We start from the raw sequence: 15,984 nt of genomic DNA, 5'->3' as shown, positions 1-15,984 counted from the left end.
TCTTTTAGCTTTTTATACGAACGAATTTGTCATACAAAAAAGTCCATTTGAAACAAACTTGTAACATTTCATTTATCTGAATGTCATATCGCTGTGTTACAATTTTCATGTCGTCGGGAAAGGTCTAAAAAAATTCTCGAATAGTTTAGAAAAAATTCAAAGTTAGCCAGTCGGAGGAATGAAGAGTGAAGAAGAGTTTGTTATCAGCATTATTAGTTTGCTCATTAACACTTACAGCAGTTGCAGCTCCCAGCGTAGCCGCGGCAGATACTATCGATCAAAAAATTGAAAATCAAGATAAAGTAATCAATGACTTGAAAGGCCAACAAGCTAGTGCTCAAGCGCAAATCGATGCACTTGAAAGCGAAGTTGCTGCCATTACAACAAAAGCTGAGAGCTTAGTAAAAGATCAAGTAAAATTAAATAAAGCAACACAAAAATTGCAAAAAGAAATTGCAACATTAAAAGAACGGATTGCAAAACGCGAAGATGCAATCAAAAAACAAGCCCGTGACGTACAAGTGAACGGACAAAGTACAAACTTTATCGATGCTGTTGTGGAATCAGATTCATTAACAGATGCCATTGGCCGGGTTCAAGCCATGACAACAATTGTCAAAGCCAATAACGATTTAGTAAAACAACAAAAAGCGGATAAAAAAGCCGTCGAAGACAAAAAAGCTGAAAACGACAAAAAATTAGCGCAAATTCAAGCCAATCAAGTTGAACTTGAAAGCCAAAAAGCAGAAGTTCAAGGAAAACAAGCAGATTTAAATGCAATGAAAGCAGATCTTGCTTTACAACAAAATACTGCTGAAGGTCAAAAAGCTAGTTTAGAAAAAGAAAAACAAGAAGCAGAAGCAGAACAAGCACGTATTCGCCAACAAGAAAGACAAGCGGAAGCTGCACGTCAACAAGCACAAGAACAAGCAGCCCAAGATGCTGTGTCTGAAACTGCAACGGACTCAAGTTCATCAAGTCAAGCGCCTGTAGCCAATGAATCTGGTCAAACTTCAAGTTCAACAGGTTCTTCAAGTAGTGCGACTGGTAACTCAGGTTCAGGTTCAAGCTCATCAAATAACACAAACAATAATGGTAATTCTGGTTCATCAAATGCCGGTAATAGTAACAATACAGGTTCATCTACTGGTAATAGTGGGAATAGTGGTAACGGTTCTTCTTCTTCTGAAACACCAAAACCAGAAATTCCAAAACCAAATATCCCAGCGCCTTCAGGTGGCGGTGTTGTAGGTTACGCACAACAATTTATTGGTGTTCCTTATGTATGGGGTGGAAAATCACCATCTGGCTTTGACTGTTCAGGTTTTGTTTGGTACGTATACAAACATGCAGCAGGTCGTGAAATCGGTGGTTGGACTGTACCACAAGAAAAAGCAGGGACTATTATTCCAGTGAGCCAAGCACAAGCTGGTGACTTATACTTCTGGGGTTCACCAGGTAGTTCATATCACGTAGCGCTTGCTATGGGTGGCGGTAGTTATATCCACGCACCACAACCTGGTCAATCAGTTTCAATTAGCTCTGTTTCTAACTACGCACCACAATTTGCAGTACGGATGTAATCAATAAGACTTTGACACGATCTTCATTTTGAAGGTCGTGTTTTTTTATCGGTTTTTAGCTTGGAGAACAATTTAACAAGATTTCGTCTTATTGCTTGAGAGCTGGGCGAGTTTGTTTTGCTTTTCTTATTGTCTAGCTTCATGAACTAGCTCTCTACGGCAATAAGCCAAAATCGTAAGAAATTAAAAAGAAAATTTATTCCGATTTCGTCTTATTGCTTGAGAGCTGGGCGAGTTCATTTCGCTTTTCTGTGATCCAGCACAGTCAGCAACTCTTCGGGAAAAATTCAAAAATTAGTTTCTGGCAAAGAGCACCAGAAATCAAATTTCTGAGATTTTTCCAAAGAGTTACCCACTGCCTTTAGCTTTTCTTTGATCTAGCACACAAACGAACTCTCTACGGTAATAAGCTGAAATTTGAAGAAATTTGGAAAGCAATTTATTAAAATTCCATCTTATTACTTGAGAGTTACCCACGTTTGTTTTGCTTTTCTTTAGATCTAGCTTCATGAACTAGCTCTCTACGGCAATAAGCCAAAATCGTAAGAAATTAAAGAGAAAATTTATTCCGATTTCGTCTTATTGCTTGAGAGCTGGGCGAGTTCATTTCGCTTTTCTAGTAGTCAAGTGGTATAAAGCGTGCTAAAGTAAAAAGGGAAAATTTGACATGAACTTTTACAGTAGGTTTGATTTATTGCAAGATAATTATTTATTCGCTTATGAAGTAGCTTTAAGCGTTATAGTGGTTGCTTGAAGGAGTAAACCCGCGTATTTTGCTGGATTATCACTTACGGAAAAGTTCAAAAGATTAAGATACGGAGAGATGGATTATGACATTTGAAGAAATTTTACCGCATTTAAAAAAAGGTGAAAAAATTATTCGCAAAGGCTGGAGTGGTTTTGAGTTGTATGTGACTTTGGTGGAAGAGCAGACTTATGATGGAGCACCTGTGACACCTTATTTTTTGATTAAAACAGCAGACGAAGGTTTTTCAAGTTTTGCACCGACTGTATGTGATATTTTGGCTAATGATTGGGCAATTGTAAAATGACAGACTATAGTCAAAGTGAATTTGTAGATCAAGTGGTTTTTGTGACAGGCGCAGCTTCTGGGATTGGTCGCGCGCAGGCACAAGCATTTTTACAGGCTGGCGCTCAGGTGTTTGGTATGGATATCCAGCCGGATTTTTCTAGTCAGTTCACGAGGTTTGGCAGTCGTTTTATTGGTTTTGTAGGAGATGTCGCCCAAAAAGCTGACTGCTTAAAAGCCGTAGAAAAATGTTTAGATAATTTTGGTAAAATTGATATTTTATTAAATACTACGGGTAAATTGGATGACTATAAACCTTTACTTGAAACAGATGATGCATTATGGCAAGAAATTTTTGCAACTAACTTAAATAGTATTTACTATATTACCAAAGCTGTTTTACCAACTTTAATTGCAACCAAAGGCACTGTTATTAATATGTGTTCGATTGCAAGTTTAATCGCAGGTGGAGGCGGGATTAGTTATACCAGTAGTAAACACGCGATTGCGGGTTTTACAAAACAACTCGCTTTAGATTATGCTGAAAATGTGCACGTTGTCGGGATTGCGCCAGGGGCGATTCAAACACCGATGAATGCTGCCGACTTTGCCGGTGATGGTAAAATGGCAACTTGGGTAGCCAACGAAACGCCCGTAAAACGCTGGGCTCAACCAGAAGAAGTTGCTGATTTGACCTTATTTTTAGCTAGTGCTAAAGCGCGTTATTTACAAGGGAATATCGTACCAATTGATGGCGGTTGGTTATTGAAATAAAAATTTATTGGCAGTTAACTCCTGCTAAAATTAGTATTGCATTACGGGGAGTATTTGCTATAGTTAGAGTCAGGGAAGATTTCCCACTGCACCACTTCAATCCTTTGGGTGCAGCTTATTACCAAGGTCTTATACCTTGTAAAGGAGAGAAAAAATGGATAATCAAATTAAAAAAATACGTTCAGTTCACTGGACAACAGATGAAATTGCTAAAATGGCGATGGTCGCGGCATTGTATGTGGTCATTACGGTTTTTTTAGCTCCCTTTAGTTTTGGACAAGTGCAGTTACGCGTAGCTGAAATGTTCAACTTTTTGGCTTTATACAACAAACGCTATGTATGGTCGGTGACGATTGGATGCGCCATTGCCAATATTGCCTCGCCAAATGGGATCATCGATGTTGTTGTCGGGAGTGTCTGCACGTTTTTCGTGTTGCTTATTTGTCGCAAAGTATCTGCGCGTTTTACTGACATGAGGGTAAAAATAGCCATCACGACGCTTTTATTTGCTTTTTCCATGTTTACAGTTGCAGGACAACTGACGATTTTATATCAAATGCCATTTTGGCTTAATTGGGGATATATTGCTGTCGGTGAATTCTTATCGATGGCAATTGGCGGTATTATCTTGTATCAAGTAGGACAAAAAATCGATTTAACGAAATAATTACTATTTTAGCAGACATGATTGAAGGTCTGCTTTTTTGATGGAAAAAAACACACGCCCAAAAAGGCGTGTGTAAAAGAAAAGTAATCATCATTATTCTACATATTCTTTAGTTAAGTCCATAAAGTCAGCAATATCATGTAAGACCATATCAATTCCTGCTTGCCAAAAGTCTGGTTTGGTTAAATCGACGTTTAAATGTTTTTGCGCCAATTCTTCAGTGGTCATGGCTGCTGTATCACGTAATAATGCAATGTATTGATCTTCAAAATTGCCATCGCTTTTCATTGCTTGAGCGTAAATTCCCATGCTGAATAAATAGCCAAAAGTATAAGGGAAATTATAAAATGGCACATCATCAATAAAGAAGTGCAATTTTGCGGCCCAAAAATGAGGGTGATATGTTGCTAGACCGTCGGCATAGGCTTCTTTTTGAGCTGCAGTCATCATTTCGGTAATTTTTTCTGGTGCGACTAGCCCTTGTTGACGAGCAGTGTAAAAATCATTTTCAAAAATAAAACGAGCGTGAATGTTCATAAACATTGCAATCGCGTTTTGCATTTTAGCGTCTAATAAATTGATTTTTTCTGCTTTTGAAGTGGCTCCTTTTAATGTAGCGTCGGCTACGATTAATTCCGCAAAAGTGCTGGCAGTTTCGGCAACATTCATCGCGTAATCTTGGTTTAGACGAGGGATGTCCCATAAAACACTGCTATGAAAAGCATGGCCTAATTCGTGGGCTAAAGTAGCAACTTCATTAATGGAGTTACTGTATGTCATGAAAATACGTGATTCTTGTGTTTCAGGTAATTCAGTACAGTAACCACCAGGACGTTTGCCGGGGCGATCTTCTGCTTCAATCCAACTTTTTTCAAATGCCATTTGAGCAAAATCTGCCATTTTAGGACTAAATTTGCGGAAATTTTCCAAGATGAAAGCCGCAGCTTCGTCATAGGTGAAAGTACGTTCTTTCATACCATCTAAAATAATTGGTGCATCTTGATCTTGCCATTCCATTTTTTCTTTGCCGAATAATTGCGCTTTACGTGTTAAAAAGTCGACGATTGGTTGTTTATTTTTTTGAATCGTAGACCACATTGCATCTAAAGTTGCTTTTGACATGCGGTTATATTCCAAAGGTTGTTTTAAATAATCAGTTATGCCGTGTAATTTATAGGTAGATAAACGGAAACCATCTAAGTGATTTAAAGTGTCGCCAAATAATTCGGCTTTTTCACCCCAGACCTTTTCCCAAGTGGCAAATAATGTTGCCCGCACCTCAGGATTAGGATCTCCCATCATTTTATTGAATGCTTGTCCTGCAGATAATTGTTGCAATTTACCATTTTCATCAGTAAATGGAATTTCAATAGTCGCAACTAAGGTGTCGTAGTGTTGACTCCAAGCATTTAAGCCGTCTAAAGATAAGGTGTTAATAATGTTTTCTGCTTCTTCTGATAATAATTCGTTACCGTCGCGACGAATTTCGCTTAAACGAAAAGCGACCGTTTTTAAAGTATCTTTTTCTAAAAGTGATGCCCAGTTTTCATCGTCAATTTCGGTGAATTTTTTAGCTAAAATGGTTTCACTTAATTGAAAAATTGGAGACAAAGTTGTTAATTTGCTGTAACGGATTTTGGCATCGACATCTGTAACATCAGCAGACATCAAGGCGTTTAAAAACGAACTGCATTGTGAAAAACCGTTGGCGATTTTTTCTCGTAAATTTAAGAGATTCGTTAGGTTTTCTGCTACTGCGTCATCTTTTACAGCAAAGTTTTTAACTTTGGTTTGGTACTCGTTTAATTGTTCTGCCAAAAGATCCATCCGCGCAGTAAGTTCTTTTGATTGGCTACCGCCGGGGAAAATACTGTCTAAATCCCAGGTTAATGCGTACATTGACAACACTTCTTTCTATTCATTTTATCTTTTTTAGTATAGCACACTAAAAGTATTCAGAACCTTCTGAGAGCTTTGAATTTTACAATTTTAACGTCCTTATGATTCTAAAATTGGAAATAAAGAGAGTAAAGCAGAATGCGCTTATGCTTTAGAATCTATGGTAAAATAAAAAATTGAACTGGAGGTAAGTCAAATGAAGCGCAATTTTAAAAATCCGTATTTATATCTTTTGATTGGTTTAGCGACCATGGCTGTTTTATTTATCAGCTCTTCTCAGACCTATCAGCAACAATCGCAAGTGGGGTTGTTAGAAAAATTATTGAAAAATGAACCACTGAAAAACAGTTTGCACAATATTGCTTTTAACTATGCTGGTAGTGAGGTCAGTATTGCCGCTAAAGGTTACTTTTCTTTTGTGGAATTTTTTATTCGTAAAGGCGCGCACTTTATTACGTATTTTATTTTGGGCGGCAGTTTTACGCTAGCGCTATATTATAAACAGAAAAATTTTTGGTGGGGGAGTTTTTTTGGCGTTTTAAGCGCGACAGGGTATGCGGCTTTAGATGAATTTCATCAAATGTTGACAGGAGATAGAACGCCACTTTTTCAAGATGTCATCTTGGATATGACTGGGGCTTTTACAGCAGCACTTATTATTTTAGGTTACCTATTATTGACTAAAAAACGCTTAAGTTAAATCAGACAAAAGGTGTGGCAAAAAGTTTGTTACACCTTTTTTTACGAATAAACGGTATGGCAGAAACGGCTTCTCTTTGGAAATAAGGCGGAATTCCCCAAAAATTTTAAAAACATTTTCGGGAGTTCTGTCTTCTTTCTTGCAGCTAATCGCTTCTGTCACAACTTCTTCTTTTTTACAAACAGTGTTAAAGAAGCAGCTGATTTTTAAATAAGCTGAAATTTCGTAAAAATTTGAGCCACAATTTTGCTTTAGAAAGTTTGTTTATTGCTTGCAGTGGGTTTGAATTTGAAAATTAAAAGGAAAAGACTACAATAAAGAGGTGAGCCTAGTAAGTTAGGTCAAGATGGATAAGGAGGAGTAAGAATGTCTGGACATAGTAAATGGAATAATATTCAAGGTAGAAAAAATGCCCAAGATGCAAAACGAGGCAAGATTTTCCAAAAATTATCACGAGAAATTTATATGGCAGCAAAAGCCGGTGGTGGTGAAGTAGCGCTGAATCCTGCTTTGCGCTTAGCAGTAGATAAGGCTAAAGCTGCTAATATGCCTAATGATAACGTCGAGCGGGCGATAAAAAAAGCGACTAGTTCTGCTGATGAAGCCAATTATGACGAAGTAACGTATGAAGGATATGGTCCGGGCGGCGTCGCTATTTTAGTACACGCTTTAACGGATAACAGAAATCGTACAGCGACCAATGTTCGGGTTGCCTTTACCCGCAATGGTGGCAATTTAGGTGAAACGGGTTCAGTAAATTATTTATTTGATCGCAAAGGCTACATTGCCATTGAACGTGAAGGTTTAGCAGTCAGTGAAGAGACGATGTTTGAAGATGTATTAGAAGCAGGGGCAGAAGATTTGATTTCCTCACCAGAAGTATTTGAAATTTATACTGCACCAGAAGATTTTACAACTGTGCGCGATCAATTAGAAAAAGACGGTTTCACTCTAGCGCAAGCGGAATTGACCATGGTACCTCAGACGACGATTGTTTTAAACGATGAACAAAAAGCCAAATTAGAACAATTAGTTGAGAAATTAGAAGATGATGACGATGTTTCAGAAGTCTTTACCAGTTTGGAAAATTAAAGATGCAGTTGCCAAAATTTAAACTTCTAGACGATCGCATTGCAATTCATGAAAGTTTACCGGTTGGGGTAATGTTAGCGATGGCTGGCGGTTTTTTAGATGCCTATACGTATTTATTTCACGGAGAAGTTTTTGCAAGTATGCAATCAGGAAATGTAATTTTGCTAGGCCTAAATTTAGCACAAGGTAATTTTAGCCGTATTTTACGTTATGTCCTTCCCATTGCCATGTTTTTACTGGGGATTTTTTTTACTAATATCTTGAAATTTCGTTTTGCCCATAAGCGCCTCGTTTGGCAAAATGTTGCGGTGGCAATTGAAGCGGTGGGGATATTTTGTGTCGGTGTTTTTTCAGACTCTGCTCATAATTTATTTATTAACGCTGCGTTGTCATTTTTTGCGGCGATTCAATTTGCGACTTATCGTCGTTTGGCGGGTTTACCTTACGCCACAACCATGACAACAGGAAATTTGCGTTCGATAGCAGATTACCTTTACCAATATCTTTTCAAAAAAGATCCGACGGCCAGTTTTAAAATCAAATATACTGCTACGATTGTTTTTTCTTTTTGTTTCGGAGCGATTTTAAGCACGCTTTCTGCTACTTTTTTTGCAGGCAAAGCTATCTGGCTCGTTGCACTATTATTATTTGGTGTATTGGGGCTGACGATTTATCATCAGGAATAAACTAAGCCCACTTTAGAAACTGCTTCTAAAGTGAGCTTAGTTTGGCGCTTATAATATAAAGTTGTTGTTTTATTTTTCTCGATTAAAAAACCTCTTCTTAAAATAGAAGAGGTTTTTTTTACTAGAAGACAAGGACAGGTGTCCCAGTTTCCACCATATTGTAAAGTTTTGCCATAACATCAGGTGGTGTGTTGATACAACCGTGGGAACCACGAGTTTTCCAAAGGTCGCCACCATAGGCAGGTTGCCAATCAGAATCGTGAATGCCAACACCAGTCCAATCAATTGGCATCCAGTAATCAACCGGGCTCGCATATTTGGTGCCATCATCATTTTTACCTCGCAATGTTTCATCGCGGGCTTTATCCCAAACATAGAAAACACCAGCTGGGGTAGGTGTTTTTGGTTTACCAGAAACAATATCTGTTTCCAGTGCTACTGCACCATCTTTGTAATACCACATATGTTGATTTTCTAAATCGACTTCGATATACGTATTGCCCACAAGGGGTTTATCAGCTGTTGCACTACCTTGAACAATTGGTGAACGGGTAAAGTCTTCACCTTTCATTAGTTGTTCAGTTAAAGCAGCGACTTCTTGATCGGTTTGAATAGTCCAACTTAAAGTACCATCTGGCACAGTGACATTACCTCGGCGCGTACTTTTGAAAGTTGTAGGATTACTACTTGTATTGTATTGCTTGCCAAGATCAGTAACATAATTAGTAACTTTTTCCTTATTTAAAGTAACTTTTCCGTCTTTATATTCTAACCAGTCCATAATTGTTTCAGTCGGAATTTGAAAATCTGTGCCGTTAATGGAGTAGTTTGCCTGAACTTGGGCCACTTTATTTAGCGCGTTAAGTTCATCTTGTAAATTCGTATCATTAGCGGTAACTTTTGGTTTTTCGGTGTAATCAGTCAACTCGAGATTGTCTTTATTGCTGCTGACTGATTTTTTGATATCTGCTACCACCGCTGCAACATTAATGGAATTACCTTCTACTTCTGGAGTAATGGTAAAGCCGTCTGCTTCTTTTGTTAAAGTGGCATCTTTGGTTTTTGTCCGATTTTTATTTAAATCATTTAATTGGGTCTCTATTGTTTTTATGGCGCTATCTAGTTGCGTCTGGTCGACTGCGATTCCATCTAATTTGTCATCGCTATCGGCAAAAACATAAGCTACGCCCCATTTCCAACGGTTTTGGGCGTCTTTGATTTTTTCTAAATCTTTGGTGTAATCTGTTTTTAAGCCGAGATCCACTTTTTTGATGGATTGCCAATTTTGCCCATTGTCTTGAATGTCAAAAGTCTGTTCATCGGCAGCACCTTTTAGTTTTTCATTGGCCTGTTTGACAGTCAGATTGGCAATATCTGTTTCATTAATTTTAGTATTGGGTAAGAAGTGATCGCTATAATGGAAGCTGCGCACGGCATAAGCACCGCCGGCAATAACGAGCAAGGCTAAAAAAATAGCAAGAATCACTTTAGTATGTTTTTTGTGGCGAGAAGCTCTAGTCATCAGATATCTCCTTAAAGCGTTTATTTTATAATAAATGTATAATTTATATCGAGAATATCATAGCATAGATTGTGAAAAAAGCGAAGATTATGCTTAAAAGACAATAAAAAATTTAGAAATATATTTTTTATTAAGTCTACCTTTAATAAAATAAATAAAGACCCTTAAATAAAACAGAAGGGGGACGTTGAAATGAAGCTAAAAAAAGCCTGACGAAAAAATATCGTCAGGCAAAATAAAAAATATATTTTTTATGAGAAATTATTTAGCTGCATCTTCTTCTTCTAATTTTTTGAATGCTTCATCGACAATATTTTTCAATTGAGCCGCAGAAGCGTTCATACGATCTTGTTCAGAATCAGTTAATGGAATTTCAATTACTTGTTGAATCCCTTGTGCGTTAATAACAGCTGGAGCACCGATATAAATGTCGTTTAAGCCATATTGTCCTTCTAAGTAAACAGATAATGGGAAGACGGCATTTTCGTCATCTAAGATTGCGCGAGTGATACGAGCTAAGGCTGTTGCGATACCGTAGAAGGTTGCACCTTTTTTATCGATAATAGTATAGGCAGCATCACGAACGCTAAAGAATAAGTTAACCATTGCTTCTTCATCGACGTCTGGATTATTTTTGATCCATTCGTAAATTTGTAAGCCGGCAACGTTGGCATGAGACCAAACTGGAAATTCAGAGTCACCATGTTCACCTAAGATGTAGGCGTGAACGTTACGTGCGTCAACATGAACCAATTCCGCAATTTTTTGACGGAAACGAGCAGAGTCTAGTGAAGTACCAGAACCGATTACGCGTTCTTTTGGAAAACCTGAGAATTTCCATGTTGAGTAAGTTAAGATATCAACCGGGTTAGCGGCAACTAAGAAGATACCGTTAAAGCCTGAAGCGACGATTTGAGTAACAACATCGCGGTTAATTTTTAAGTTTTTATGAACTAAATCTAAGCGAGTTTCACCTGGTTTTTGAGGTGCGCCAGCAGTAATTACAACTAAATCGGCATCGTGTGCGTCTGCGTAAGTAGCTGAATAAATTTTCTTAGGAGAAGTCCAAGCTAGGGCATCAGTTAAATCCAATGCATCGCCTTCAGTTTTTTTGACGTTAATATCGACAATCCCAACTTCTTGGGCGATATTTTGAGTTACAAGTGCAAAAGCATAACTAGAACCAACAGCACCGTCACCTACTAAGATAACTTTTTGGTGGTCTTTCAATAAAGCACTTTTTTCTGTCATGTTTGTTTCATCCCTTCTCAGATTATTTCCTTCACAAGCAATCCTATCATTTCATCTTGCGTTTGTCATCCATTTTAGCTCGATATAATACAGTTTTTTTGCCTGTTTCTTTTTGTGAGCACTTACATTAAACGAAAAGTTTGTTTTAATTTGAGCAAAGGGTTTTAAACGAAATATCTCTAAAAAAAGCTAAAGAGCGCTTGCATCTTTTAGTGAATTTTTTGGTTTGTGTTATAATACTAAAACAGTACAGTAATAAAAACTTTTTAATTAATGTAGTATTAACGAAATGATTTGCAGTTTGATTATTGCAATTTAAATGCTAAGTGAGACTAGGGGATAAGTTATCGCCTGGCCTTTTGGCGTGTTTTACTCGTAAAAGTAAAGTGAGGAATAAAAATGAAGATGATTGTAGGCCTGGGAAATCCTGGGGGAAAATATGCAAAAACAAAACACAACGTCGGTTTTATGACTGTGGATCGTTTGGCGGAAAAATACAACGTAACGTTTAAGCGGAATAGTTTTGAAGCAGAACAAGGGGAGTTTTTTGTTGGGGGCGAAAAAATTATTTTGTTAAAACCCCAAACTTTTATGAATGATTCTGGTCGAGCAGTAGGACCACTAATGACTTATTTGGGGGTCTTACCAGCAGAATTAGTTGTGGTTTATGATGATTTGGATTTAGCGGTGGGAAAAATTCGCTTGCGCCAAAAAGGAGGAGCCGGAGGTCATAATGGTATTAAGAGCATTATTTCACATTTAAAAGGAAGCCAAATTTTTGATAGAATTAAAATTGGCATTGGTAGACCGCCACAAAATATGACAGTTGTTAATCATGTACTAAGTCCTTTTTCACAAACTGACTTACCTTTAATTGAAACAAGTATTGACCAAGCTGTCGCTGCATTAGAAGACTATTTAAAAACCGATGATTTTATTAACACGATGAATAAATTTAATTCAGCAAAATAAGTTTAAAAAGATTTGCTCACTCGCGATAAAGTGTTACAAGTAACCTAAAGCTAAATAGAGTAGTGCAGAAGTAATAAGGATAGGGTCTTGTGGCTTTATAGGCAATCTTTTAATGTGGAGCAAAAAAACGAGTTTTAAGCTAATCTAGCTGTGAATGACAATAGCTTCAATTAAAAAATGAAAGTTAATTTGTCTGATCCTGCTTATAAAATGATTAGTTAAAACTGCTTAAGGAGGCAAAAAAATGGATTTGCTGGGTTTGTTTGATAAAGTAGCCCAAATCGACCAATGGCAAGAACAGTTAGAAAAAAATAGCAAACGCCAGTTGTTAACAGGTCTTTCTGGATCGGCTAAAACTTTAGCGCTTGTTAGTACTTTTAAAAAATTGCAAAAGTCGATTTTAGTTGTAACACCGAATTTATATTATACCAATCAGTTAGTCGAAGATTTACGTAATTTGACAGAAGCGGTCTTTGCTTTTCCGGTTGATGAAGTATTGTCAGCAGAAATGGCCTTTGCCTCGCCAGAAGCCAAAGCAGAACGCGTCCAAACGCTAAATGCGATTTCGCAAAATGAACTGGGAATTTATGTTATGCCAGTTGCGGCATTACGCAAATATTTACCTGCGCCTAAGACTTGGAAAGACTACCAACTACATTGGCAAATCGGCGACGAACTGGATTTGGCCCAACTGCCAGCGCAGTTAGTTTTAATGGGCTATCAAAGAGAAAGTATGATTGCAAAACCTGGCGAGTTTAGTATTCGTGGCAGTATTGTTGATATTTATCCTTTAAATGCAGAATATCCGGTGCGGATGGAACTATTTGATGTTGAAATTGATTCCATGCGCTATTTTGACGTGGAGACCCAACGTTCATTAGGAAATGTCAAAAAAGTTGCTATTAGTCCGACCAGTGAGTTGGTTTTTACCCCAGAAGAGTTAGCAAATGGTGCCAAAAATTTACAAACGGTCTTAGAAAAACGCTTGGCAGTTACCAAGGAAAAAACAGACCAAGAATTTTTAAGCGAGTATTTTGGTCAATTACAAAATGAATGGCTAAAAGGCGAACCGGGGGAAAATGTCAATTTTTATCTCGATTTAATTTATGACACACCCACAACGATTGTGGATTACTTTAATAAAGATACACTATTAATGGTGGATGATTATCCGCGTATTATGGAAACCAATCGCGAGATTGAACGAGAAGAAGGCGAGTGGCAAGTTCAAAAAATCAGCGAGTTGCGGGTTTTTAGTGAACAAAAATTCGGCATTGATGTGCATCAATTTTTCCAAAAAGAACTGTTTACCACCAGCTTTTTTGCCTTATTTCAAAAGGGAATGGGCAATTTGCGTTTTGGCGCAATTTGGAATTTTCAATATCGCCCAATGCAACAATTTTTCAGTCAGATGGGCTTGTTAAAGGCCGAATTGGATCGGTGGGAAAAACAACAACAGACCGTCCTTTTTTTAGTGGCAGATGATGAACGGGCCAAAAAATTAGATCATAATTTTCGTGACCATGAGATTTATGCGCCAGTCACTAAAGCTGATAAATTGATTACCGGTCGCAGCCAAATTGTCGTTGGCAGCTTACAAAGCGGATTTGAAATGCCACAAGATCACTTAGTCGTGGTAACAGAAAAAGAAATTTTTCAAAAAGTAAAACGTAAACGGGCTCGTCGCCAAACTATTACTAACGCGGAACGTCTAAAAAGTTATAACGAATTAAAACCAGGGGACTATGTCGTTCACGCTAATCACGGGATTGGTAAATACATTGGCATGGAAACGCTAGAAGTGGATGGCGTTCACCAGGATTACATCACGATTTTATACCAAAATGATGACAAATTATTTATCCCAGTCACGCAATTAAATCTAATTCAAAAATATGTGGCTTCTGAATCAAAAACACCAAAAATTAATAAATTAGGTGGCAGTGAATGGAGTAAAACTAAACGGAAAGTTTCCGGTAAAATTGAAGATATCGCAGACGATTTAATTGCACTATACGCCAAACGAGAGTCAGAAAAGGGCTTTGCTTTTGGGCCAGATGACGCATATCAAAAACAATTTGAAGATGCTTTTCCTTATACTGAAACAGATGATCAGCTAAGAAGTGCGGCTGAAATCAAACGGGATATGGAAAAACCAAAGCCGATGGATCGCCTACTAGTCGGAGATGTTGGCTTTGGCAAAACAGAAGTGGCGTTACGCGCCGCGTTTAAGTCAATTAAAGAAAGTAAGCAAGTTGCGTTTTTAGTGCCAACTACAATTTTGGCGCAACAGCATTATGAAACGATGCTAGATAGATTTGAAGGTTTTCCGGTCAATATTGGCTTACTTAGCCGTTTTCGGACTAAAAAACAACAAGCAGAAACATTAGAACAAATTCGCACCGGGCAAGTGGATATTGTGGTAGGAACGCATCGTTTATTATCACAAGACGTGAAATTTTCTGATTTGGGCTTATTAGTGATTGATGAAGAGCAACGTTTTGGCGTAAAACATAAAGAGCGCTTAAAACAATTGCGCTCACAAGTAGACGTTTTAACCTTGACGGCAACCCCAATTCCTAGAACGTTACACATGTCCATGTTGGGAGTACGAGATTTATCTGTCATTGAAACCCCACCGGAAAATCGTTATCCAATTCAAACTTATGTGATGGAAAAAAATCCTGGTGCTATTCGAGAAGCAATTCAGCGGGAATTAGCGCGGGATGGGCAAGTTTTTTATTTGTATAATCGGGTGGAGACGATTGAGAAAAAGGTGGATGAATTACAAGCCCTCGTTCCAGAAGCACGAATTGGTTATGCCCATGGGCAAATGACTGAAATTCAATTGGAAAACACTTTGTTAGACTTTATTGAAGGACAATACGATATTTTAGTCACCACCACCATTATTGAAACAGGTGTAGATATTCCTAATGTAAATACACTGTTTGTCGAAAATGCGGATTACATGGGGTTATCGACTTTATACCAATTGCGGGGACGTGTGGGTCGGAGTAATCGCGTAGCGTATGCTTATTTTATGTATGAACCGCAAAAGATTTTAAATGAGGTCAGTGAAAAACGACTGCAAGCGATTAAAGATTTTACCGAACTTGGCTCAGGTTTTAAGATTGCTATGCGAGATTTATCGATTCGCGGGGCAGGAAATCTACTAGGGGCGCAACAACATGGCTTTATTGATGCGGTTGGTTTTGACATGTATTCGCAAATGTTAGAAGAAGCAGTAGCGCGCAAACAAGGCAAAAATATTCAAAGTGAGAAGACATCAGTGGAGATTGATTTAGGGATTGATGCCTACTTACCAGGAACTTACATCACCGATGAACGGCAAAAAATTGAAGTGTATAAACGTATTCGTGAATTAGAAAATGAAGAACAACTGGATGAATTACAAGATGATTTACTGGATCGTTTTGGTGAATATCCCGATGAAGTTGCCCACTTATTGACCATTGGGCAAATTAAAATGGATGGCGATCGTGCTTTATTGGACAGTATTCGTAAAATCGGCCAACAAATAAAAGTTACATTGAGTAAAGTTGGAACTAAAACGTATACTGTAGAACAATTATTTGAAGCGTTGTCTGCTACTAAAATGAAAGCTGCTATGGCAGTTAATCAAGAAAAAATGACTATTACCTTAACGATTGGTCCTAAAATGACTCAGGCAATCTGGCTCCACGAAATTCAAGAATTCATCAAAGCGTTACGAGAAGAAAAATATAAACAAGCGATTGTCGAAAAATAAATTAGTAAAGTTTAAAATTGCTTTATTTTCGCTAAA

Annotated in this window: 12 protein-coding genes; 9 read left to right on the top strand and 3 right to left on the bottom strand. The window is 37.8% G+C overall.

Annotated elements, in window-relative coordinates; translation table 11 throughout:
• Positions 1-185 precede the first annotated feature (185 nt).
• The 4 genes from RU96_RS08875 to RU96_RS08860 all read left to right on the top strand — a co-directional run bounded on the left by RU96_RS08875 (position 186) and on the right by RU96_RS08860 (position 4,054).
• Complete coding sequence (locus RU96_RS08875) at positions 186-1,583, top strand: C40 family peptidase (protein WP_071865181.1); 1,398 nt, start codon at positions 186-188, stop codon at positions 1,581-1,583.
• 830 nt (positions 1,584-2,413) lie between these two features.
• The gene (locus RU96_RS08870; RefSeq protein WP_071865180.1) at positions 2,414-2,635 is read left to right on the top strand and encodes a DUF2829 domain-containing protein; all 222 of its coding nucleotides are present in this window, start codon (positions 2,414-2,416) and stop codon (positions 2,633-2,635) included.
• Positions 2,632-3,387, top strand: coding sequence for a 3-oxoacyl-ACP reductase (locus tag RU96_RS08865; protein WP_071865179.1), 756 nt, complete (start codon positions 2,632-2,634; stop codon positions 3,385-3,387). Before RU96_RS08870 ends, RU96_RS08865 begins: the two co-directional genes overlap by 4 nt.
• Before the next feature lie 154 nt (positions 3,388-3,541).
• Entirely contained in the window at positions 3,542-4,054 is a 513-nt protein-coding gene (locus RU96_RS08860; RefSeq protein WP_071865178.1) for a QueT transporter family protein, read from the top strand.
• A gap of 93 nt (positions 4,055-4,147) precedes the next feature.
• Here RU96_RS08860 and RU96_RS08855 read toward each other — a convergent pair whose 3' ends face one another.
• Complete coding sequence (locus tag RU96_RS08855; protein WP_071865177.1) at positions 4,148-5,953, bottom strand: M3 family oligoendopeptidase; 1,806 nt, start codon at positions 5,951-5,953, stop codon at positions 4,148-4,150.
• 196 nt (positions 5,954-6,149) lie between these two features.
• Between RU96_RS08855 and RU96_RS08850 the strand changes: the two genes are divergently transcribed.
• From RU96_RS08850 to RU96_RS08840, 3 genes are all read left to right on the top strand, one after another.
• Complete coding sequence (locus RU96_RS08850; protein WP_071865176.1) at positions 6,150-6,653, top strand: VanZ family protein; 504 nt, start codon at positions 6,150-6,152, stop codon at positions 6,651-6,653.
• Positions 6,654-7,019: 366 nt separating this feature from the next.
• Positions 7,020-7,745: a YebC/PmpR family DNA-binding transcriptional regulator gene (locus RU96_RS08845; protein WP_071865175.1), complete on the top strand. Its 726-nt coding sequence runs from the start codon at positions 7,020-7,022 to the stop codon at positions 7,743-7,745.
• Between the two features lie 2 nt (positions 7,746-7,747).
• The gene (locus tag RU96_RS08840; RefSeq protein WP_071865174.1) at positions 7,748-8,431 is read left to right on the top strand and encodes a YoaK family protein; all 684 of its coding nucleotides are present in this window, start codon (positions 7,748-7,750) and stop codon (positions 8,429-8,431) included.
• A 121-nt stretch (positions 8,432-8,552) separates the two neighbouring features.
• On the opposite strand, the gene RU96_RS08835 is transcribed toward RU96_RS08840, so the two are convergent.
• Positions 8,553-9,953 (bottom strand): L,D-transpeptidase family protein, encoded by a 1,401-nt coding sequence (locus RU96_RS08835; protein ID WP_071865173.1) that lies wholly within the window; start codon positions 9,951-9,953, stop codon positions 8,553-8,555.
• Positions 9,954-10,214: 261 nt separating this feature from the next.
• The gene (locus RU96_RS08830) at positions 10,215-11,204 is read right to left on the bottom strand and encodes an L-lactate dehydrogenase (protein WP_071865172.1); all 990 of its coding nucleotides are present in this window, start codon (positions 11,202-11,204) and stop codon (positions 10,215-10,217) included.
• Between the two features lie 399 nt (positions 11,205-11,603).
• On the opposite strand from RU96_RS08830, the gene pth reads away from it, so the two are divergent.
• On the top strand, positions 11,604-12,176 hold the full coding sequence (gene pth, locus RU96_RS08825) for an aminoacyl-tRNA hydrolase (RefSeq protein ID WP_071865171.1): 573 nt from the start codon (positions 11,604-11,606) through the stop codon (positions 12,174-12,176).
• A 244-nt stretch (positions 12,177-12,420) separates the two neighbouring features.
• Entirely contained in the window at positions 12,421-15,948 is a 3,528-nt protein-coding gene (gene mfd / locus RU96_RS08820) for a transcription-repair coupling factor (protein ID WP_071865170.1), read from the top strand.
• Positions 15,949-15,984: the final 36 nt, after the last annotated feature.

It is taken from the genome of Enterococcus canintestini (assembly GCF_001885735.1).
Classification (GTDB): domain Bacteria; phylum Bacillota; class Bacilli; order Lactobacillales; family Enterococcaceae; genus Enterococcus_C; species Enterococcus_C canintestini.
The sequence above is the reverse complement of the archived record's forward strand: the minus strand, read 5'-3'. Positions and strand labels throughout refer to the sequence as shown.